Origin of the sequence: Streptomyces sp. NBC_00989 (genome assembly GCF_045162655.1) — a bacterium.
Taxonomy (GTDB): domain Bacteria; phylum Actinomycetota; class Actinomycetes; order Streptomycetales; family Streptomycetaceae; genus Streptomyces.
This window is the reverse complement of sequence record NZ_CP108728.1, coordinates 3,827,361-3,848,014: the sequence shown is the minus strand read 5'-3', so window position 1 is coordinate 3,848,014 and position 20,654 is coordinate 3,827,361. Positions and strand designations below refer to the sequence as shown.

At 70.2% G+C, this 20,654-nt stretch carries 20 protein-coding genes; 8 read left to right on the top strand and 12 right to left on the bottom strand.

Translation table 11 applies throughout. The features are described from left to right. Window position 1 precedes the first annotated feature (1 nt). Genes OG714_RS16450 through OG714_RS16440 form a run of 3 tightly spaced genes read right to left on the bottom strand, consistent with a single transcriptional unit; the run spans window position 2 to window position 2,942 of the window. Window positions 2–493 (bottom strand): hypothetical protein, encoded by a 492-nt coding sequence (locus OG714_RS16450; RefSeq protein ID WP_406121724.1) that lies wholly within the window; start codon window positions 491–493, stop codon window positions 2–4. Then, window positions 487–1,032: a hypothetical protein gene (locus OG714_RS16445; RefSeq protein ID WP_406121722.1), complete on the bottom strand. Its 546-nt coding sequence runs from the start codon at window positions 1,030–1,032 to the stop codon at window positions 487–489. Before OG714_RS16445 ends, OG714_RS16450 begins: the two co-directional genes overlap by 7 nt. Before the next feature lie 41 nt (window positions 1,033–1,073). Beyond that, window positions 1,074–2,942 (bottom strand): ricin-type beta-trefoil lectin domain protein, encoded by a 1,869-nt coding sequence (locus OG714_RS16440; protein ID WP_406121720.1) that lies wholly within the window; start codon window positions 2,940–2,942, stop codon window positions 1,074–1,076. 134 nt (window positions 2,943–3,076) lie between these two features. On the opposite strand from OG714_RS16440, the gene OG714_RS16435 reads away from it, so the two are divergent. After that, window positions 3,077–6,088 carry a glycoside hydrolase family 3 protein gene (locus OG714_RS16435; protein WP_406121718.1) on the top strand — a complete coding sequence of 1,004 codons (3,012 nt, stop codon included), beginning with the start codon at window positions 3,077–3,079 and terminating at the stop codon, window positions 6,086–6,088. Window positions 6,089–6,141: 53 nt separating this feature from the next. Here the strand turns inward: OG714_RS16435 and OG714_RS16430 are convergent, their stop codons facing one another. Together OG714_RS16430 and OG714_RS16425 are read right to left on the bottom strand one after the other, a co-directional pair. Next, complete coding sequence (locus OG714_RS16430; protein WP_406121716.1) at window positions 6,142–7,236, bottom strand: sensor histidine kinase; 1,095 nt, start codon at window positions 7,234–7,236, stop codon at window positions 6,142–6,144. Further along, window positions 7,229–7,933, bottom strand: coding sequence for a response regulator transcription factor (locus OG714_RS16425; protein WP_406121714.1), 705 nt, complete (start codon window positions 7,931–7,933; stop codon window positions 7,229–7,231). Before OG714_RS16425 ends, OG714_RS16430 begins: the two co-directional genes overlap by 8 nt. A gap of 90 nt (window positions 7,934–8,023) precedes the next feature. On the opposite strand from OG714_RS16425, the gene OG714_RS16420 reads away from it, so the two are divergent. Both OG714_RS16420 and OG714_RS16415 read left to right on the top strand, forming a co-directional pair. Next, a complete protein-coding gene (locus tag OG714_RS16420) occupies window positions 8,024–9,019 on the top strand; it encodes an endonuclease/exonuclease/phosphatase family protein (protein ID WP_406121713.1) in 996 nt (331 codons plus the stop codon). A gap of 65 nt (window positions 9,020–9,084) precedes the next feature. Beyond that, entirely contained in the window at window positions 9,085–10,425 is a 1,341-nt protein-coding gene (locus OG714_RS16415; RefSeq protein WP_406121711.1) for a hypothetical protein, read from the top strand. 71 nt (window positions 10,426–10,496) lie between these two features. Here the strand turns inward: OG714_RS16415 and OG714_RS16410 are convergent, their stop codons facing one another. Together OG714_RS16410 and OG714_RS16405 are read right to left on the bottom strand one after the other, a co-directional pair. Continuing rightward, window positions 10,497–11,282 (bottom strand): trypsin-like serine protease, encoded by a 786-nt coding sequence (locus OG714_RS16410; protein ID WP_266867738.1) that lies wholly within the window; start codon window positions 11,280–11,282, stop codon window positions 10,497–10,499. 141 nt (window positions 11,283–11,423) lie between these two features. Continuing rightward, window positions 11,424–11,846: a MarR family winged helix-turn-helix transcriptional regulator gene (locus OG714_RS16405; protein ID WP_406121709.1), complete on the bottom strand. Its 423-nt coding sequence runs from the start codon at window positions 11,844–11,846 to the stop codon at window positions 11,424–11,426. A gap of 61 nt (window positions 11,847–11,907) precedes the next feature. On the opposite strand from OG714_RS16405, the gene OG714_RS16400 reads away from it, so the two are divergent. Further along, window positions 11,908–12,978, top strand: a complete 1,071-nt coding sequence (locus OG714_RS16400; RefSeq protein WP_406121707.1) for an FUSC family protein — start codon at window positions 11,908–11,910, stop codon at window positions 12,976–12,978. On the opposite strand, the gene OG714_RS16395 is transcribed toward OG714_RS16400, so the two are convergent. Continuing rightward, window positions 12,942–13,601, bottom strand: a complete 660-nt coding sequence (locus OG714_RS16395) for a response regulator (RefSeq protein ID WP_406121705.1) — start codon at window positions 13,599–13,601, stop codon at window positions 12,942–12,944. The two genes, OG714_RS16400 and OG714_RS16395, sit on opposite strands and share 37 nt — an antisense overlap. After that, on the bottom strand, window positions 13,598–14,761 hold the full coding sequence (locus tag OG714_RS16390; protein ID WP_406131842.1) for a sensor histidine kinase: 1,164 nt from the start codon (window positions 14,759–14,761) through the stop codon (window positions 13,598–13,600). Before OG714_RS16390 ends, OG714_RS16395 begins: the two co-directional genes overlap by 4 nt. 347 nt (window positions 14,762–15,108) lie before the next feature. On the opposite strand from OG714_RS16390, the gene OG714_RS16385 reads away from it, so the two are divergent. The 3 genes from OG714_RS16385 to OG714_RS16375 are packed head-to-tail and all read left to right on the top strand — an operon-like array spanning window position 15,109 to window position 18,343. Then, entirely contained in the window at window positions 15,109–16,062 is a 954-nt protein-coding gene (locus tag OG714_RS16385) for an ABC transporter ATP-binding protein (RefSeq protein WP_406121703.1), read from the top strand. Window positions 16,063–16,064: 2 nt separating this feature from the next. After that, window positions 16,065–17,591 (top strand): hypothetical protein, encoded by a 1,527-nt coding sequence (locus OG714_RS16380; RefSeq protein ID WP_406121701.1) that lies wholly within the window; start codon window positions 16,065–16,067, stop codon window positions 17,589–17,591. A gap of 5 nt (window positions 17,592–17,596) precedes the next feature. After that, complete coding sequence (locus OG714_RS16375) at window positions 17,597–18,343, top strand: ABC transporter permease (protein ID WP_406121699.1); 747 nt, start codon at window positions 17,597–17,599, stop codon at window positions 18,341–18,343. Here OG714_RS16375 and OG714_RS16370 read toward each other — a convergent pair. Beyond that, window positions 18,324–18,584, bottom strand: a complete 261-nt coding sequence (locus OG714_RS16370) for a DUF397 domain-containing protein (RefSeq protein ID WP_406121698.1) — start codon at window positions 18,582–18,584, stop codon at window positions 18,324–18,326. The two genes, OG714_RS16375 and OG714_RS16370, sit on opposite strands and share 20 nt — an antisense overlap. Then, a complete protein-coding gene (locus OG714_RS16365; RefSeq protein WP_406121696.1) occupies window positions 18,584–19,402 on the bottom strand; it encodes a helix-turn-helix domain-containing protein in 819 nt (272 codons plus the stop codon). The genes OG714_RS16370 and OG714_RS16365 overlap by 1 nt, the downstream gene beginning before the upstream one ends. 112 nt (window positions 19,403–19,514) lie before the next feature. Here OG714_RS16365 and OG714_RS16360 point away from each other — a divergent pair, with 112 nt between their 5' ends. Next, window positions 19,515–19,934 (top strand): ATP-binding protein, encoded by a 420-nt coding sequence (locus tag OG714_RS16360; protein ID WP_406121694.1) that lies wholly within the window; start codon window positions 19,515–19,517, stop codon window positions 19,932–19,934. Window positions 19,935–19,945: 11 nt separating this feature from the next. Here the strand turns inward: OG714_RS16360 and OG714_RS16355 are convergent, their stop codons facing one another. Next, window positions 19,946–20,620 carry a toxin glutamine deamidase domain-containing protein gene (locus OG714_RS16355; protein WP_406121692.1) on the bottom strand — a complete coding sequence of 225 codons (675 nt, stop codon included), beginning with the start codon at window positions 20,618–20,620 and terminating at the stop codon, window positions 19,946–19,948. Window positions 20,621–20,654: the final 34 nt, after the last annotated feature.

The following is a 20,654-nucleotide window of genomic DNA, read 5'->3' as shown; positions in this document are numbered from 1 at the left end:
TTCAGCAGGAGTCCTCGGCGAGCTTCTCGAACTCGCCGAGGCTCATGGCCTTCCCGTCGGCCCAGACCTGGCCGGGCTTGAGCGTGGACAGGTTCTTGGCGGTGAAGGTGACGGTGCCGGTGTACTCGTAGTTGGGTACGGCCTTGCCGAAGGCGAGTTCGTACGTGTAGCCCGGCACCACCCGCTGCGGCCCCACGGGTGCGGCGCGCCAGCCGGCCGGCGGTGAGAACAGCGGGAACCGTGCGTCGGCCCCGCTCCGGTCGACCGTCGTGTCCCAGCCCGAGAGGTTCTGTTCGGGATCGCCGTGCGTTCCGAAGAGCGACAGTCCCGTGATCAGGTCGTCGCCGCACGGCCGCAGCACCGCCGTGAAGCCCCCGCGCGTGTCCTGCTCCACGGCGACCAGCGGCAGTATCTCCGCCCCGCACCCACTCAGCAGCAGACACCCCGCCACCACACCCACAACCCCCGCCGCACCCCGGGCCCGGGTCAGCACGAGTCGTCCACGAGGTCGTCGAAGTCGTCCCGGCTCATCGCGCGGTCGTCGGCCCAGACCTGGCCGGGGTGCAGCGACGTGAGGTCCTTCGCGGTGAAGTAGAGATCGCCGGTGTACTGGACGCCGCCGCCCTCGAACACCTTGAACGTCAGGGAATAGGTGCGGCCGGGCGCCAGCTTCTGAGGCCCGGTCGCCTCGGTCCGCCACGAGCGGGGCGGCTCGAAGAGCGGGAACGTCGTCGTGCCGAAGGGCTCCAGTGGGGGCCCTACCAGGGGTGTCCGCCAGCCGGTGCCCAAGCTTGGGCTCTCCGCGCTTGCGCTCTCCGCTGTCTCGCTCGCCACGTCGGCCATTTCCTCCTCGGTCCAACTGCCGAGGTCGATGTCCCCCGCGCGGTCGTGACCGCACGGCTTCACCAGCACGACCGGCTGTCCGTCCGTGCCCAACCAGGCCGCCGCCAATGGGAGTTGCGCGGGACTGCACGCGCTCAGTAACCCCACCCCGGCCGCCACACCCACGACCGCCCCTACGACACGTCTCATGTCCCGCCCCCCCGTCGAGGGCGGGACACGACCCGCCCCGCCTACTGCAAGTGCCACTTCTGGTTGGCAGCCCCCGTGCACGTCCAGATCTGCGCCCTCGCCCCGTTCGTCGACGAATTGCCCGTCACGTCAAGGCACTTGTTGGCCGCCGTGTTCACCACATCACCGGTGGAGGAGTCGTACGACCACTGTTGCGCGGCGGTTCCGTTGCAGTCGTACAACTGCACCTTCGCCCCGTCGGCCGTCGAAGCCGACGTCACGTCAAGGCACTTGCCGAGGGAGCGGACCGTGCCGTCGGTGCCCACGGTCCACTGCTGGGCGGTCGAGCCGTTGCAGTCGTAGAGCTGGACGGCCGTGCCGTTGGTGGTCGAACCACCGGCCACGTCGAGGCACTTGCTCGCGAGGCCGACGAACGCGCCGGTCTGGCTGCCGCCGCCGGACTGCGTGCCCGCCCAGGTGAACGTGGCGGACGTCTTGCCGGGGAGGGAGTAAGTCGCGTGCTGGCCACCCCAGTTGATGGTCACCGTCTTCGCCGTGGACGCGTCGTTGTACGCGATCAGCGCCTTCGAGCCGTCCGGGTTGCGCCACGCCACGTTCGGCACGTTCGTGGACGCCGTGGACGCGATCCGCTGGGCGCCCGGCCGTACGAACTTCGTCAACTGGCCCATCGTGTAGTACTCGACGGTGTAGTCGACGGTCCCGCTCGCGCCGTCGCCGTTGTGCACGGTGATCAGCCCGGTGCAGGTGCCGCAACCGCCGTTGTGCGGGCCCATGTTCTGGTCCACGGCGAGGGACCACTTGGTCACCGACTTCGCCCAGTTGCGGGTGTAGTCGATGATGTTGTTCATGTCCTCGCGCTGCTGGTTGGCGATCCAGGTGCCGCCGGAGTGCTCGGTGCCGAAGGCGTCGAGGGTGGGGTACTGGTTGTGGACGGTGGTCTGCTTGGCGATGTCACCGCCGTAGCCGTGCCAGGCGATCCCGCCGAAGTTGGGGTTCGAGCGGACGGCCGCGTCGTCCACGGTCGAGGCCGCGTACGAGTCGTACACGTCCCAGTTCCAGTCGTGCGCCAGCACCTTCGTGGTCAGGCCGGACGCGTTGAGCTTCGGCAGCAGCTCGCTCTTGGTGAAGTAGGCGAGCCCGGACGCGTTCCAGCTCATCGACGGGTAGCCGGAGCAGCACGTCGGCTCGTTCTGGACGGTCACGTACGAGACCGGAACGCCCTGGTCCTTGTACGCCTGGAGGTACTTGACGAAGTAGTTGGCGTAGGCGCCGTAGTCCTCGGACTTCAGCCAGCCGCCGTTGAGCGAGCCGCTGTCCTTCATCCACGCCGGTGCCGTCCATGGCGAGGCCATGACAGTCAGAGAGGGGTTGAGTGAGAGCGCCTGCTTGGTCAGCGGGACGACGTCCGCGAGGTCGTGCGCGATCGAGAAGGAGTTGAGGTTCGGGTCGGTCTGGCCGGACGCCACGTCGTCGTACGAGTAGCCGTAGCGGGCCAGGTCGGAGGCGCCCATCGGGTTGCGCAGGAACGACAGGCCGATGCCGTCCGTGGGTGAGAAAAGCTTGGTCATGGTCGCGTTCCGGGTCGCCGTCGACAGCGCGCCGCTGCTGTTCATCAGCCAGGCCGCCGTGTCCGTGAAGGACGCGCCGCCCCCGGTGAAGGTCTGGTAGCGGGTGTTCTCGTCGACGGTGATGTTCTCGCCGCTGCCGCCCGTCCCGGGCGAGAAGGCGAACGGCGTCTGGGCCTGGAGGCCGCGCGTGACATGGCGTCCGGCGGCGTCGTCGGTGGTGGTGAGCCAGGCGGTGACCTGTTCACCGGCCGCGTGTGCGGGGGGTACGGCCGCGGTGAAGCCGGCCACGGAGAGCAGTCCGGCGACGAGCAGCCGGGCCGTGCGGGGGGTTCTCCTGGACATGGATGCGTTAGCCCTTCTTGACGAGATGTCTTGACGGGTCTGCGGGCCGTTAGTTAACTCACGGCGTGATCTAAGTCATGAGTGAACTGTGCGAACCCAGAGTGAACCAGAGCTCCAGAGCCGAGGGAAGGTCCATGCCAAGAACCGCCCTGCTCGTTTCCACCGCCCTGTGCGCCGCGCTGCTGTCACCGGCCGCCGTCTCCCAGGCGGCCGCCGCCGCCGACCCAGCCCCCACGCCCGTCGACCGCTTCGAGGGCGAGGTGCCCTTCGCGAGCCAGCCCGCCGAGGGCATCTTCACCTGGGGCGGTGACACCGACGACCCGCCCCAACTCGCCCTGACCGCGAGACCGGACGCCCCCGAGGGCGCGAAGGTACTCACCGGCACGTACGACATCAGCGGCTACGGCGGCTTCACCCACGACTACGCCGCGACCGAGCCAGGACACGACTGGTCGGTGCACCAGGGCATCCGCTTCTGGTGGGACGGCCAGAACACCGGCAAGTCGACCAACTTCGAGATCAAGGACGGCGGCGCGAACGGCGAGGCCTCCGAGCTGTGGACGACGTCCTTCACGGACGACTTCACGGGCTGGAAGCAGATCGAGATCCCGTTCACGAACTTCGTCTACCGCACGGACTACCAGCCCGTCGGCGGCATCGACCACGTCCTCGGACTCACGCAGATGTGGGGCTACGCGGTCACCCTCCCGGTCGGCATCCACGGTCAATTCGCCATGGACGACGTCGAGTTGTACGGCAAGGCCGACCAGTCGCTGCGTGCCTCCGTCACCACCGACTCGGCCGTCTACCCGGTCAAGGAGGGCGGTACGGCCTCGGTCAAGGTCACCGTCGCCACCACCGGCGCCGTCCCGCTCGACGACCCGGTGACCGTCGCCTACGCGTCCGACGCCGGCACCGCCACCTCGGGCAAGGACTACACCCCGGTCTCCGGCACGCTCACCTTCCCGGCGGGCACCGCGTCCGGCGCCACCCGGACCGTCAAGGTCCGCACGCTCAAGGACAAGTCCGGCGAGAACGCCGAGACGATCCCGCTGAAGCTCACGGTCACCGGCGCCAAGGCCCCGGCCGAGAACCCGCAGGTCGTCATCGACGCGCACGGACTGCCGTACCTGGACAGCAAGTTGCCCATCAAGAAGCGCGTCGCCGACCTGGTGAAGCGCATGTCGCTGGAGGAGAAGGCCGGGCAGATGACCCAGGCCGAACGCGGCGGTGTGGGCACCGGCGCCGACGTCGCCACCTACGACCTCGGCTCGCTGCTCTCCGGCGGCGGCTCGACCCCGACGCCCAACACGGCGGCCGCTTGGGCGAAGATGATCGACTCGTTCCAACTCCGGGCGCAGGCGACGCGGTTCCAGATCCCGCTGATCTACGGCGTCGACGCGGTGCACGGCCACAACAACCTGGCCGGCGCCACGATCATGCCGCACAACATCGGCATCGGCGCGACCCGCGACCCCCAACTCGCCGAGAAGACAGGCGCGGTGACGGCCAGCGAGGTCCGCTCGACCGGCGTCCCGTGGGACTTCGCGCCCTGCCTCTGCGTCACCCGTGACGAACGCTGGGGCCGCTCCTACGAGTCCTTCGGTGAGGACCCGGCGCTCGTGCAGTCCATGGAGACGATGATCCAGGGTCTCCAAGGCGCCGCGAACGGCAAGGACTTGAAGGACGACGACAAGGTCCTGGCCACCGCCAAGCACTTCGTCGGCGACGGCGGCACCGCGTACGGCTCCTCCACGACGGGCACGTACACGATCGACCAGGGTGTCACCACCGTCACCCGCCAGCAGCTGGAAGCCATCCACCTGGCGCCGTACCAGACGGCCGTGGACCGGGGTATCGGCACGGTCATGCCGTCCTACTCCTCGCTCGACATCGTCGGCGACGGTCTGGGACCGGTGAAGATGCACGCCCGCGCCGACATGATCAACGGCGTCCTCAAGAAGCGGATGGGCTTCGACGGCTTCGTCATCAGTGACTGGAACGCCATCGACCAGCTCCCCGGCGACTACGCGTCCCACGTCAGCACCTCGGTCAACGCGGGCGTCGACATGATGATGGTCCCGTACAGCTACAAGGACTTCAGCTCGACGCTCGTCGCCGAGGTGAAGGCCGGCCACGTCACCGAGAAGCGGATCGACGACGCCGTGTCGCGCATCCTCACCCAGAAGTTCAAGCTCGGCCTCTTCGAGAAGCCGTACGCCGACACGAGCAACGCCTCGAAGATCGGCTCGACCTCGCACCGGGCCGTGGCCCGGCAGGCGGCGGCCGAGTCGCAGGTGCTGCTGAAGAACGCGAACAACGTCCTCCCGCTGAAGAAGTCGCAGAAGGTCTACGTCGCCGGTTCGAACGCCGACGACCTCGGCAACCAGACCGGCGGCTGGACCATCACCTGGCAGGGCGCGTCCGGCACGAACACCACCGGCACGACGATCCTCCAGGGCATGAAGAACGCCGGCGGGAACGTCACGTACTCCAAGGACGCCTCCGCCTCGACGAGTGGTTATGACGTCGGTGTGGTCGTGGTCGGCGAGACTCCGTACGCCGAGGGCGTGGGCGATGTCGGCAACGGCAACGACCTGACCCTCACCCCCGCCGACCAGGCAGCCGTGGACAAGGTGTGCGCGGCGATGAAGTGCGCGGTGCTGATCGTCTCCGGGCGCCCGCAGCTGATCGGCGACCGGCTCCCGAAGATCGACGCCGTGGTCGCCTCCTGGCTGCCCGGCACGGAGGGCGACGGTGTGGCCGACGTGCTCTACGGCAAGCGGTCCTTCACCGGTCAACTCCCGGTCACCTGGCCGAAGTCGGAGGCCCAGCTGCCGATCAGCGTGGGCGACGCGACGTACGATCCGCAGTTCCCGTACGGCTGGGGCCTGACGACCGTGACGAAGGCACCGACGGGCGGCACGGCCGCTCTGAAGGCGCTGGAGGCCGCCGCGGCGAAGACCCGCTCGGCGGAGACCGGCAAGGCGCTCGTCACCAAGGCGCGGCTGATCGTGCAGGCGAAGGTGGGCCAGAACATCACGGCGGCGGTGTCCAAGCCGTTCGCCGACGCGGACCATCTGCTGCTGACCGGGAAGTACGCGGCGGCCGTGAAGAAGCTGGAGGAGGCGTACAAGGCGGCGTAGCGACTGTCTCGTGCCCCGCACCCCCCGCTGCCTCAACGGAGCGGGGGGTGCGGTCAGTTGGCGGGTAGCTCCACCGTGACGCGGAGGCCGCCGGCCGGGCGCGGGGTCAGGGTGAGGGCGCCGTCGTGGGCGCCGGTGATGGTCTTGACGATCGCCAGGCCGAGGCCGACTCCCGCGTGGCCGGTGTGGACGCGTTCGGTGCCGCGCTGGAAGGGCTCGGTGAGGGTCGAGACCTGGTGCGGGGTGAGCGGTTCGCCGGTGTTCTCGACCGTGAGCACCGCGGATGTGGGCCCGACGGCGGTGGTCACCCACACGGTGCCCTGCTCGGGGAGGTTGTGGACGATCGCGTTCTGCACGAGGTTCGTGGTCAGTTGGAGCAGGAGTGCCTGGGAACCGCGGGTGGGGGTGATGTCGCCGCCGGTCTCGATGGTGACGCCGTGCTTCTCCGCGAGGGGGAGGAGGGTCTCGGTGGCCTCCTCCGCGACGAGGGAGAGGTCGACGGGTTCCCGGGTGAAGGACCGCTGGTTGGCGCGGCTGAGCAGGAGCAGTGCTTCGGTGAGGTCGATGGCTCGGGTGTTGACGACGTGGAGGCGGTCGACGAGTTCGCCGGTGTCGTGGTCCGGGTCGGTGCGGGCGACGTCGAGCAGTGCCTTCGTGACCGCCAGGGGGGTGCGCAGCTCGTGGGAGGCGTTGGCCGCGAATCTCCGCTGTTCGGCGTCGTGCGCTTCGAGCCGCGTGAGCATGGCGTCGAAGGCGTCGGCGAGTTCGCGGAACTCGTCCTTGCGGCCCGGGAGTTGGACGCGGTGGGAGAGCGAGCCGTCCGTGGCCATGCGGGTGGCCTCGGTGATGCGGGTCAGCGGGGCGAGCATGCGGCCGGCGAGGATCCACCCGCCCACGAGGCCGAACACCAGCAGGAACGCGAGGACGGCGGCCGCTCTCGGCGCGAAGACGTCCAGGAGGACGGACCGGATGGGGAAAACGCCGTGCGTGGGCCTGTCGTCGGGGTTGATGAGCATCGCCCGGTCGGGGACGTAGCGGAGGAGGAACACCCACACCGCAGCGAGCAGCAAGGCACCGGCCACCATGAGGAATCCGGCGTAGCTGAGGGTGAGTTTGAGGCGGACGCTCAACCCGGGCGCCCTATCCACGGTCGGCTCCGCCGGCTCCGTGGTCTTCGGCTTCGGGTTGCGTGTCGATGCGGTAGCCGACGCCCGGCACGGTGGCGATGGTCCACGGTTCGCCGAGCCGCTTCCGCAGGGCCGAGACGGTGATGCGTACGGCGTTGGTGAACGGGTCGGCGTTCTCGTCCCAGGCCCGCTCCAGGAGTTCCTCGGCGCTGACGACTCCGCCCTCGGCGGCGACGAGGACGTCGAGCACGGCGAACTGCTTCCTGGTCAGCGCGACATAGCGGCCGTCCCGGTAGACCTCCCGGCGGAACGGATCGACGCGCAGGCCCGCCAACTCCCGTACGGGCGGCCGGTTGTGGGCGCGTCGGCGGTCCAACGCCCGCAGCCGGAGCGCGAGTTCCTGGAGTTCGAAGGGCTTCGTCAGATAGTCGTCGGCGCCGAGTTCGAACCCGGTGGTCTTGTCGTCGAGGCGGTCGGCGGCCGTGAGCATGAGGATCGGCATACCGCTGCCGGAGGCGACGATGCGGCGGGCGACCTCGTCGCCGGAGGGGCCGGGGATGTCGCGGTCGAGGACGGCGATGTCGTAGCTGTTGACGCCGAGCAGCTCCAGCGCGGTGTTCCCGTCACCGGCGATGTCGGCCGCGATCGCCGCCAGGCGCAGGCCGTCGCGGATGGCTTCCGCCAGATAGGGCTCGTCCTCGACGATCAGCACACGCATGGGTCCGATGGTAGGAGTCGGCACATATCGTCCGCGTATCGAAAACCCCATACGCGACGGCAACACCGGGCCGACTTGGGTGACGGGGTGATGATCCCCCGGATTCCTCTCGGACCCTGGAAGCGCGGCCCGGTGTTCGCGGCGCTGGCCCTGCTGCTCGGGCTGCTCATGCTGCTGCACGCCCACATCCCGAACGTCGGGGGCGTCGGCAGCCTGCTGGAGAACCTCCTGCCGTGGTTCGGCGTGTTCGTCCCGGTGCTGCTCGCCGGGGCGCTGTGGCGCCGCTCCGCCTCGGCGGTGGTCGCGCTGGTGCTGCCGGTCACGGTGTGGCTGAGCCTCTTCGGCGGGCTGCTCACCGACAAGTCCCACCCGGGCGGCGACCTCACCGTGGTGAGCCACAACGTCGGCGCGGGCAACACCGACCCGACCGGCACCGCCCGCCAACTGGCACTCTCCGGCGCCGACTTGCTCGCACTGGAGGAGCTGACCGATCAGGCCCGGGGCACGTACGAGAAGGGGCTGGCGAAGGCGTACCCGTACCACGTGGTGCGGGGCACGGTCGGACTGTGGAGCAGGCTGCCGCTGTCGGACACGCGGCCGGTGAACGTCGTACGGGGCGATGTCGGGCCGCTGGCGAAGACCAAGCCGGCCGAGTCGAAGGCGGAGGCGGCGGACGAGGTCCGGGCGCTGCGCACCACGGTGGCCACGGCCCGGGGGCCGCTGGCGGTGTACGTGGCGCACCTGGGGTCCGTGCGGGTGATGCCCAGAGAGGGCTTCTGGACGGTCTCGCGCGACTTCGGCGCGGACGCGCTCGCCAAGGCTGTCGCCGCCGAGCCGAACAAGCGGGTGGTGCTGCTCGGCGACCTGAACGGCACCACGGACGACCGCGCGTTCCACGGCCTCACCTCGCGGCTGCGTTCGGCCCAGGAGACGGCCGGGAACGGCTTCGGCCTCACCTGGCCGGCGTCCTTCCCGATCGCGCGGATCGACCAGATTCTGGTACGGGGGGTGCGGGCGCGGAGTTCGTGGGTGCTGCCCGGGACCGGGAGCGATCACCTGCCGGTGGCGGCCCGGATCAGCTGGTGAGCGGCTGCTGACGAGCGGACACAGGTGGGCCGACCAACGAGACCGGTGTCGGGTAGCGTCGAATCATGAAGGCCGTCGTACGGACCCGAAGCCTCCCCGGGCTGCTGTTCGCCCTGCTGCTCGCCGCACTGACCATGGCGACCCCGGCCGCCGCGGACACCGGCGTCTCGACGATCGGGCGGGCCCTGCGCGAGGGCCCGGTCTACGTCGATCCCGCGGCTTCCGGACTGTCGTCCGCCGACGCGCTCGCGCAGCGGATCAAGAAGGCCGACAAACCCGTGTTCATCACGGTCCTCCCCGCCGACTACCCGACGGCGAACCTCTTCCCGAACCTCCGCACCGCCACCGGCATCACCGGCCTCTACGCGATCCGCCTCGGCGACCGTTTCGACGCCCGCGCCGACTCCTCGGTGCTGTCGAACGCGGCCGTGAAGAACCTGGTCGCCAGCGTGCAGGGCGAGGACGCGAAGACCCAGCTCGACGACTTCACCGACCGCGCGCTCGCCGGCATGGGCGGCTCGGCGCCCGCGTCCTGGGGCGGCTCCTCGGACGGCGGCGGGGGAGTCTCCACGACCGCGCTGGTCGTCGCGGGCGGGGTCCTGGTCGCCGGTGGCGCGGGGGCGTACACGCTGGTGAAGCGCGGCCGTCGGCGCCGCGAGGAGGAGCAGCGCGCGGCGCTCGACAAGCTGCGGGTCGTGGTCGACGAGGACATCACCGCGTTCGGCGAGGAACTGGACCGTCTCGAATTCCACCCGGCCGAACCCGGCGCCGACGACGCCATGCGCGCGGACTACGAACGCGCCCTCGACGCCTACGAGCAGGCGAAGTCGTACATGGCGGCGGCCACGAAACCCGAGGACGTCCGGTCGGTCACCCAGGCCCTTGAGGATGGCCGCTTCTCGCTCGCCCAGCTCGCCGCCCGCCGCGAGGGCCGCCCGCTGCCCGAGCGCCGGGCCCCCTGCTTCTTCGACCCGCGCCACGGCCCCTCGGTCGCCGACGCCACCTGGACCCCGCAGGGCGGCGCACCCCGCGAGGTCCCGGTCTGCGCGGCCGACCAGGCCCGTCTCGCGGACGGCCGGGACCCGATGATCCGCGAGGTCGACACCGACCACGGCCGCCGCCCTTACTGGGACGCGGGCCCGGCCTACGGCCCCTGGGCAGGCGGCTACTTCGGCGGTGGCCTCCTCCCCGGCCTCCTCGTCGGCACGGTCCTCGGCAGCATGATGTCCACCCCGTCCTACGCCTCCGACTACGGCACGGGCTACGGCGACTTCGGCAGCGGCGGCTACGACGGCGGCGACGTCTCCGGCGCGAACTTCGACTCCGACGACTTCGGCGGCGGGGGAGGAGACTTCGGTGGCGGCGGGGACGGCGGTGGCGGCGGGGATTTCGGCGGCGGGTTCTGAGCGAGCTGCGGGGGCGAGAAACACGGGCCCGGCGCACATGCGGCGCCGGACCCGCAGAAGAAGGACGTACGTCAGAGCGAAGCCGCCGCCGACGCGATCGCGGAGGCGAACGTGGACACCTCGCTGTACACGCCGGGCGCGTTCGCGCGGGCGCACCCTATGCCCCAGCTGACGATGCCGACCTGGATCCAGGCGTTGGCGCTGTCCCGGCGGAACATCGGCCCACCGGAGTCACCCTGGCAGGTGTCGACCCCGCCGGCCGTGTACCCGGCGCAGATCTCGTCACTGGCGACGAGCCCGCTGTACCCGCTGTAGGACCGGCAGGTGGCGTCACTGACGAACGGCACGGTGGCCTTGCGCAGATACCGCTGCTGAGCTCCGCCCTCACTGGCCGAACCCCACCCGGCGATGGTGAAGGTCCCGGTGTTGTACTGCGTGGTCGTGGCGATCTTCAGCGTCGGCACGGTGGTGATGGGCGAGGCGAGCTTGATGAGCGCCCAGTCCTTGCCGTTGCCGTTGTACCCCGGCGCCCGGTACACGTACGTCGACTTGACCTGGACCCGCCCGGTGGTGGACTGGAGGTCCACCACACCCGCGGTGGCGGTGATGCTGGTGTTGGCACCGGTCCCGCTCACACAGTGCGCGGCGGTCAGCACGATCTGCGGGGTGTAGAGCGCACCACCGCAGCCCATCGAGAGCCGGACCATGAACGGGAACTCGCCCTGCGTCGCGGTGGTTCCGCCGACGACGGGCGTGGGGGCGGCCTGGGCGGCCGAGACGGGCTGAAGGCTGGCGATCGCGAGAGCGGCGGCGCCGACGGCCGCGCATCTCTTGAGGGCTGTGAGGAGCTTCTTCAACGTGATGCCTTCCGTGGGGGTGGCGATGACGCGCACATGTCAATCGAGAGCATCAAAGAAATGCCCAATTTCTGACATGGGCTGGTCAAATCTGTTGAAGGATTATGGGAACCCTGTGAACACCCGCACAAGGGGTCTGTTTCAGCCATCGGCCAGCCGCTCCATCAGTGCCCCCGCCAGCTCCAGCACCCCCCGCTCCGTCGCGCTCAGCGCCGCCAGCGCCTCCGCCAGCCACACGTCCCGCTCGGTCATGTCCTGGTCCAGCGCCCGTCGCCCCTTCGCCGTCAGGGTGAGGACGGACTGACGCCGGTCCACGGTGCCCGGCTCGCGCGCGATCAGCCCCTCCGCCTCCAGTTCGGCGAAGGTCCGGGTGAGGGACTGGGGCCGCTGCCGCTCGGTCGCCGCGATCTCGCCGGGGGTTGCGGAGTGATGCCGGTGCAGATGCCCGAGCACGATCAGCTGGTTCGGGGTGAGCCCGGCCTCGTTGCCGCGTTCCTGCCGCAGCCGCCGGTTCAGCCGTACGACGCCACGACGGATGCGGGCGGCCTCGGGGAGATGATCCATGACGGATATCGTACGCGGATGCTTACTATTCAGAGCCAGCTGTCCCCGTTACTCTCGTGAAGTGACCGCAAAACTAATACGCAATGCGTACGAAGCGGCTCTGACGATGACCGCTGTGCTGCTCAGCTGGGGCGCCGCCCTCTGGCTGGAGGGCGCCGAAGGACTCCACACCGATGTGCTGGTCCTCGCGGTCGCCCTGACCCTCACCTTGTTCCGCTCCCAGCGCACCGCCGACACCCGTCGCAGGCTCACCACGCTCGTGCTGCTGCCCGTCACGGCCGGTGCCTCGATCTTCGTCGGCCGACTGCTCGCCTCCCACTACACGCTCGGTGCCGCCGTCTACACGGCGGGCATGGCGCTGGCCATCTGGATCCGCCGCTACGGCCCCGCCGCCACCAAGGCCGGCACCCTGCTCGCCCTTCCGCTCGTGGCGCTCCTCGTCGTCCCCGGCCCCGCGCTGCCGTCCAAGGCGCAGAGCGGGCTGGTCACTTGGGGGTGGGCGGCGCTGGTCGGGGTGTTGGCGTGCGGCGGGGTGTGGCTGGTGCAGGTGCTGGGGGACCGGTTCGCTCCCAGGCACTGGCGTGCGGAACCCGACCCCGAAAAGCCCCCGCGCCGCTCCCGTCTCCACCCCCGCCCCAGCACCCGCATGGCCGTGCAGATGGCGGTCGGGATCGCCGCCGCCTTCGTCCTCGGGCATCTCCTCTTCGACGACCACTGGCCGTGGGTCGTCCTCACCGCGTACGTCGCCGCGAGCGGCAACCGCGGCCGAACAGACGTACTGCGCAAGGGAGTCGAGCGCCTGGCCGGAGCCACGGTCGGCACGCTGCTGGCCGCGGGGGTCGCGCTGGCCGGCGTCACCGGCGACACGGCCGTGGCGCTGATGTTCGCCGTCCTGGCGGTCGCGTTGTGGCTGCGGCCCCTCAACTACGCCTACTGGGCAGCCGGAATGACCTGCGCGCTCTCCCTCCTCCTCGGCTACTTCGGCCAGGACGCCCTGAGCCTGCTGCCCACCCGGCTCGAAGGGATCGCGGTCGGGGCGGTGTTGTCGGTGGCGTCGGCGTGGTGGCTGCTGCCGGTGCCGCGCGCCCGTCGCCGTCAGCCGGTCCTCGGCACGACGAGTCCCGTCTCGTAGGCCATCACCACGGCCTGCGTACGGTCCCGCAGCCCCAGCTTCGACAGAATGCGGCTGACGTGGGTCTTCACGGTCTCCTCGCCCACGTGCAGCCGTTCGGCGAGTTCGGGGTTGGACAGGCCCTCCGCGAGCAGCCGCAGGACGTCGGTCTCGCGCGGGGTGAGGACGTCCAACGTGCCCTGCGTGGGCGCCTTCGGGCGCATCCGCGCGAACTCCGCGATCAGCCGCCGGGTGATCCCGGGCGCGAGCAGCGCCTCACCGGCGGCCACGACCCGTACCGCCTCGAAGAGCCGTTCCGCGGTCACGTCCTTCAGCAGGAACCCGCTGGCACCGGCGGCGAGCGCGTCGTAGACATGCTCGTCGAGGTCGAAGGTGGTCAGCACCAACACCCTTGGTACGGCAGGGCAGTTCTGGAGTCGCGCGGTGGCCTCGATGCCGTCCATGACCGGCATCCGTACGTCCATCAGCACCACGTCCGGTGACTCCTCTGCGCAGACGCGCACCGCCTCGGCGCCGTCGCGAGCCGTGCCCACGACCGTGAAGTCGGCCTGGGTGGCGAGGAGTCCGGCGTATCCGAACCGGACGATCTCGTGGTCGTCGGCGACGACGATACGGATGCTCATGACCGCGCCGCCTCTTCCTCCGGCTTGACGGGAAGCCGCGCCTCGACCAGGAAACCGCCGCCGGGAGCGGACCCGGTGCGCAGTGTCCCGCCGACCGTCGCGGCCCGCTCACGCATCCCGAGCAGACCGTGACCGGAGAGGGCGGCGGCGGACCCCGGACCGATGGACCCCGGACCGTTGTCACGCACGCGCAGCGCCAAGTCCTCGTCCCCGTACCGGAGTTCTACGTCCACTGCCGCGCCCGGCGCGTGCCGGCGGGCGTTGGTGAGGGCCTCCTGGACGATGCGGTACGCGGTGACCTCGATGCCGGGGTCCAGCGAGGTGACGTGTCCGCTGACGATGAGGCGGGTGCGGGACCCGGCCGCGTCGCGTGACTCGTCGACCAGGTCGATGAGTTGGGCGAGGCCGGGCTGGGGACGCCGTTGGACCCCGGTGTCGGCGTCCTCGCGGAGCACGCCCAACAGCCGCCGCATCTCGGTCAGTGCGGTGCGCGCGGTGTCGCCGATGGCGAGCAGGCGGGTGGCGCCCTCGGCCGGGAGACCGGGGGTGGTGAGGCGGGCGGTCTCCGCCTGGACGGCGATCATCGAGATGTGGTGCGCGACGACGTCGTGCAACTCCCGTGCGATCCGCGCCCGTTCACCCCGGGCGGCGTGTTCGAGGAGGGTGTCCGCGAAGGCCTGTTCCGTCGCGCTGTGCGCCTGCGCCGTGCTGCGGACGTGGTGGGCGATGCCGGTGGCCGCGGCGGCGGAGGCGAGGGTCGCGACGAGGACGGCGACGATCCGGGTCAGCTCCTCGTGGCTGGCGAGGGCGATCGCGACGTAGGGGAGGACGAGCAGCCCGCCGAGGCGGGTGGCTCCGGCGCGGCCCAGCACGTACACGCACACCAGTTGGGCCACGACCCCGCCGGCGGTGAGCCCTCCGAAGGGCACGAGGGAGAGCAGACAGGCGGCACTGAGCGCGAGGGCGGCGCAGCTCCGGGCGAACCGTCCGCTGCCGAGGACGAAGCTGAGGGGAAGCGTGGAGGCGAGGCCGAGCAGCAACAGGGCGGCGAAGCCCCCGGCCAAGTCGCCGCTGCGGAGAAGGACTTCGGAGAGCGAGAGAACGGCCAGGGCGACGGGAACGACGAGCCCGGCGCGCGGCGAGGTGGCGGCAAGGCACAGCCGCCCAACGCCGACCAGCCGACGGAAACGCCGGTTCCGGCCCGGGACACCAGCTGCCACCGGCCGGTGTTCCTCCGCCCCGGCGGTGTCCTCCGGCGTCGCGGACCGCCCCGCCCCCGACGTCTCTTCCACGCCCGCCCCGTCCCGGCCCGGGATCTCAGCCGTCACCAGCCCGTGCGCCTCCGCCCCGACCGCGCCGCCCGGCGATGCCCAACCCTCCACGCCCGACGCCCCCTCCACGTCCACCCGGTCATTGTGCCGACCCCCGTGCCGCCCGGCGTCCCCCTCGTGAGGGACCCCCGTCGCGTGACGACGGGCGATGGCCGCCGCGCCTAGCCTCCCTCAGCATGAGTCACACAACCGATGTAAGCATCGAAGTCCGGGACCTGCGCAAGCGGTTCGGGCGGACGCTCGCGGTCGATGGGCTGTCCTTCAGGGTCGAGCCCGGATCGGTCACCGGCTTCGTCGGTCCCAACGGGGCGGGGAAGTCCACCACCATGCGGGCGGTGCTGGGGCTGGACGCCCTGGACGGAGGCCAGGCGTTGATCGGCGGCCGGTCCTATCACGCCCTGCGTACACCCCTGTTGGAGGTCGGTGCCCTCCTCGACGCCGCCGCTCTGCATCCCAGTCGGCGGGGGCGTGACCATCTCCGTTGGCTGGCCCATTCCCACGGTCTGTCCATGCGGCGCGTGGACGAGGTGCTCGAACAGGTCGGGATGGAGGCGGCGTCCCGGCGGAGGGCCGGGGGCTACTCCCTCGGGATGCGGCAACGGCTCGGTATGGCCGTCGCGTTGCTCGGCGACCCACCGGTGCTCATCCTCGACGAGCCGGTCAACGGGCTCGATCCCGAAGGGATTCAGTGGATCCGGACCCTGCTCCGGCACCTCGCCTCCGAGGGGCGGGCGATCCTCGTCTCCAGTCACCTGATGAGCGAACTGGAGGACACCGCCGACCACTTGGTCGTCATCGGGCGGGGGCGACTCATCGCCGACACGGCCGTGGCCGACCTCCTCGCGGCGGCCTCCGGTGACCGGGTGCGGTTGCGTACCGGCAGCCGTACGGAGGCCATGGAACTGCTCGCCCGGGAAGGCGGGACGGTCGCCGTCATCGATCGCGACGTCCTCACCGTCACCGGCCTCTCCGCCGAACGGGTCGTGGAGGTGCTCTCCGCGTCCCGGGTTCCCTTCGCCGAAGTGGGCGCGCACCGGGCCTCGTTGGAGGAGGCCTACATGGAACTCACCCGGGACGCCGTCGAGTTCGCGTCGGCGACTGGTGAAGAAGCGGACGAGGTGACCCGGTGACGATGACCAGGACGGTTCCTCCGTACCGGTCCACCCTCCATCCCGCTCGCGCCGGCTTCGGGCGGCTGCTGCGGGCCGAGTGGGCGAAGTTCTGGACGGTGAGGGTCTGGGTGGTGGTGTTGGCGATCGCCGGCGTGGTCGTGGTCGTGGTCTGTCAGCTGGGGGCCAGCGGGTCAAGTGTCGGTGGTGGGCCGCCGGTTGTGCTCGGGCCGGGGGGCGAGGTCGTCAACGACTCCTTCCGGTTCGTCCATCGGCCGCTGACCGGCGACGGCACGGTCACGGCCCGGGTCACCGGGCTGAAGAGTGCCTCCGGGCAGTCGCTGGAGCCCTGGACCAAGGCCGGGATCATCGTCAAGTCGAGCCTGAAGCAGGGGGCGCCGTACGCGGCGGTACTGGCGACGCCCGCGCACGGGGTCCGTATGCAGTGGAACTTCACCCACGACACGGCGGGCCCTCGCGGCGACCTGACGAAAGCCCCGCAATGGCTCCGGTTGAAAAGGCTGGGGGGAAAACTGACCGGTTACGCGTCGGTGGACGGTGAGAAATGGACCCGCCTTGGGGAGGTACGGGTCGGGGGGCTGGGGAGGACGGTTCAGGTGGGGGTGTTCGTGGCGGCTCCCAACCGTGAGGTCGTGCACCGGTCCTTCGGCGGTACGAGCTCGGTGGCGGGCAGCGGCCAGGCCACCGGCACCTTCGACCACCTCGGCCTCACGGGCACGTCGGACGCGGGCAGTTGGACGGCCACGGACGTAGGAGCCCCCGCCCCCGACGCCCCGCCGGGAAGCACACGGCCGGGCGCGTCGACGGTGACCCCGGCCGGCGTCCACACCCTCACCGGCCAGGGGGACATCGCCCCGGACGAGAACAACCCCGACATGGTCCAGATGAGCTTCCAGGGGGTGTTCGTGGGCCTCCTCTTCATGGCCACCCTGGGCACGCTCTTCGTGACGAGCGAATACAAACGAGGCCTGATCCGTACGACGTTCACGGCGACGCCGTCCCGGCTGAAGGTGCTCGCGGCGAAGACGACGGTGATCGGGGCCGTCACCTTCACAACAGGCCTGCTGGCTACGGCCATCGGCTTCACCCTGGCCCAGAAGACGCTGCGCTCGAACGGCTTCAAGCCGCCCGCGTTCCCCGACCTCTCCCTCCTGGACAACCCGGCCCTGAGGGCGGTCGTGGGCAGTGCGGTACTGCTGTCACTGGTCGCGGTCCTGGCCCTCGCCGTGGGCGTCGTGCTGCGCAGCAGCGCGGGCACGATCGCGACGGTGGTGGTCCTGGTGCTCCTCCCGCAGATCCTCTCCGTGGCCTTGCCGCTTCCCGCGGCGCAGTGGCTGCTGAGGGTGACACCGGCGGCGGCCTTCGCGATCCAGCAAGGGGTCACGTACTACCCGCAGGTCCACCACAACTGCCTCCCGGAGAGCGGCTGTTACCCCCTCACCCCGTACCACGGCCTGGCGGTCCTGGCGGCCTACGCGGTAGCGGCCCTGCTGCTGGCGGCCTGGACGACAAAGAGGCGCGACGCGTGAGGTGGATGAGCTCTCTCCACGCCGAGTGGACCAAACTCCGTACGCTGCCGAGCACTTGGTGGCTCGTGACGGCAACGGTGGCTCTCACACTGGCGGTCGGCGCGGCGGCGGCCTCGTCGCTCACGACCCAGGTGTGCCCGTCTCCCGCCGCCTGTCACGAGGACACGGTGAAACTGGCCCTGACCGGGGTCCAGTTGAGCCAGGCGCTGTGTCTGGTCCTGGGCGTCCTGTCGATGGGCGCGGAGTACGGCACGGGCACGATCCGCACGACGCTCACGGCGATGCCGGGGCGGTGGCGAGTGCTGGCATCGAAGGCGCTGGCCCTGTCGCTCCTGACGGCGACGGCGGGAGCACTGGCGGTGCTGTCCTCCCTGGGCCTGGCCCGCCTGATCCTCCCGACCCCGGCGGACGGCGCGACGCTCCGAGCGGCGGGCGGCTCGGTCCTCATCCTCGTCCTGGTGGCACTCCTGGGCCTGTCCCTGGCGACCCTGCTCCGCGACACGGGCGGCGCGATCACGCTCGGCCTGGGCGTCCTCTACGTCGTCCCGATCCTGTCCCGCCTGGTCAACTCCCCGACCTGGCAACACCGTTTGCAACGCTGGACCCCCATGCCGGCGGCCCTCTCCATCCAGGCGACGAAGAACCTGGAGAGGCTGGCGATCACTCCGTGGCCGGGGTTGGGGGTACTGGCGGCTTACGCGGTGGGGTTGTTGGTGGTCGGGGGAACGGCGTTCAGGCTGAGGGACGCGTGACCTGACCGAGGAACTCGGCCCAAGTGCCGGGGGAGACGGTGAGGATGCCACCGGCGGGGACCTTGGAGTCACGGACGTGAATGGCGGCGGGATGGGCGGCGACCTCGACGCAGTCCCCGCCCTCGTTGCTGCTGTAACTGGACTTCCGCCAGTCGTAAGCGACTTCGATGCAGTTGCCGCCCTCGCTGCTGCTGTAGCTGGACTTGAACCACGCCAAGTGCTGCCGTGCTGCGGTGTTCATCACTCTCCTAGCAGTCTGTCCAGGAGGCGCGCACTCTCGTCGGGAGAGAGGGCCTGTGACCGCAGCATTCCATACTTCAGCTGATAGACGCTGACCTCGTCCGGATCGTCCACCAGGAAACTTGCGCGCTGCACCTCCAGGTAGACCACGTGATCGTGATCGGGCGTTTCCAACAGGATCATTGGCCCAGCGAGACCCGCGTGCGGTACACGCCCCATGGGCATGATCTGGATCCCCATGTGAACGAGGTCGCAGGCATCCCGCAAGTTACGGATCTGCGCCCGCATGACTTCCGGGCCGCCAAGGGCCGTCCGCAGGATCGACTCCTCCAAGATGAAGTGACCGAACGGCGGTTGCTTGCGCTGCCAGATCTTCTGCCGCTCCATCCGCGAGGACACCCATTGCTCCTCCGTTTCGTCCTCGAAGCGCGGGAAGCGGCTCTCGAAGGACGCACGGCAGTAGTCCTCCGTCTGTAGGAGGCCGGGAATCATCTGTGTCTGATACGAGAGGATGCTGACTGCACTCTGCTCGATGTCGACTAACCCCTGCGCGAACTGCGGCATCCGCTCCCGCACCGGCAACTTGTCCACGAGGGCGAACAACGCCCCGCCCGTGTGCAGCAGTTCATCGAACTCGATCGCCCGATGCTCCTGTAGCGCAAGCCGCCCCTGCTCGATGGACCTGATGGTGTCAACGTGCAAGTTCGCGATCTCCGCGAACTGCTCCTGTGTGAGCCCGGCCTGCCTCCGGTAATGGGCGACGAGCCCGCCGACCGCCTGCCAAGTACCGACCTTCTTGGGCCGCTTCGCCGATTGCATGCGTGTCCCTTTCCCCCGCGCACACCCGAAGTCGTCGTAGTGAGGTCGTAGAGAAAACAAATACGACCTCACTCACTGACCCACGATAGTGACTGCCTGTGACAGTGGCCCCATGAACGAACAACTCCAACAAGGCCACACCCGCGAGGCGTTCTACCGACGCGACCGCAGATCAGTCGCCCTGGCCCGCGAGTTCACCCGGAACACCCTCGCCGACTGGGAGATCACCGACCGGACCGACGATGTCCTGCTCTGCGTAAGCGAGTTGACGACGAACGCGATCCTGCACGGCGTACCACCGGGCCGGGGCCTCGCCCTCCGTCTCCGTATCCACCTGGACGGAGTCCTCCGCGTCGAGGTCCACGACAGCGGCACCGGCGAACTCCGCAAGGTCAGGACCCCGTACCGGGACCTCCACGCGGAGGACGGACGCGGCCTGATGCTGGTCTCCGTGCTCGCGGACAAGTGGGGGGTGGGGGAACGGGCGCCGGGGAAGGTGGTGTGGTGCGAGTTCGCGGTGGGGTACGGCTGAGCGGGTCAGGGTCAGGGCAGTTGCCGTACGAGAACCAGTTCCCGCACCGATTCCGTGTCGAGCCGGGCCAGGGCCGCGGTGATCCCGTCCAGAAACACCGCCTGCCCCCGGTCGTTGTGCACATGGACCAGGTTCCCGGTCGCCTCCTGCCCGCCGATCTCCCGCCGTACCCAGACCACACCACGCGTGCCCGGACCCGGGTCGCGGACGGCTCGGACGATGGCGGTCCAATTGTGGACGGGTACGTGCTCGAAGCCCGGGAAGTAACGGCGATGCAGTCGGCTCCACCAGCCGGGCGCCTCGTGGGCCGGCTGCCAGGGCAGGGCGACCGACTGGCTGCCGTCGATCATCGCGTCGACGGCGGTGACACAGCCGCGGGCGTTGATCCTGCGGTTCTGGGCGGTGACCCGGCGGGCGGCCTCCTCCGGCGATGCCGGTTCCAGGTCCGCGAAGGGCGCGCTCGATGCCGGGTGGAAGGGGAAGCCGCCGATCTTGGGCACCACGACGGAGGCCGCCAGCATCGGTGTGCGCGGGAAGCCGGGCTGGTTCAGGGTGCGGCAGGCCATCAACCAGGACGATTTCGTCTCGTGCACGGGGTGCGGCACGGCGAGTTCGACGAGCCCGCCGTAGAGCGCGTCGAGCCATGCCGTCGCCCGCCGGGCGGGGTCCGCGGTGGCGACCGTCATCTGTCTGCCTCTGTCCGTCGTCCGTCCTTCGCGC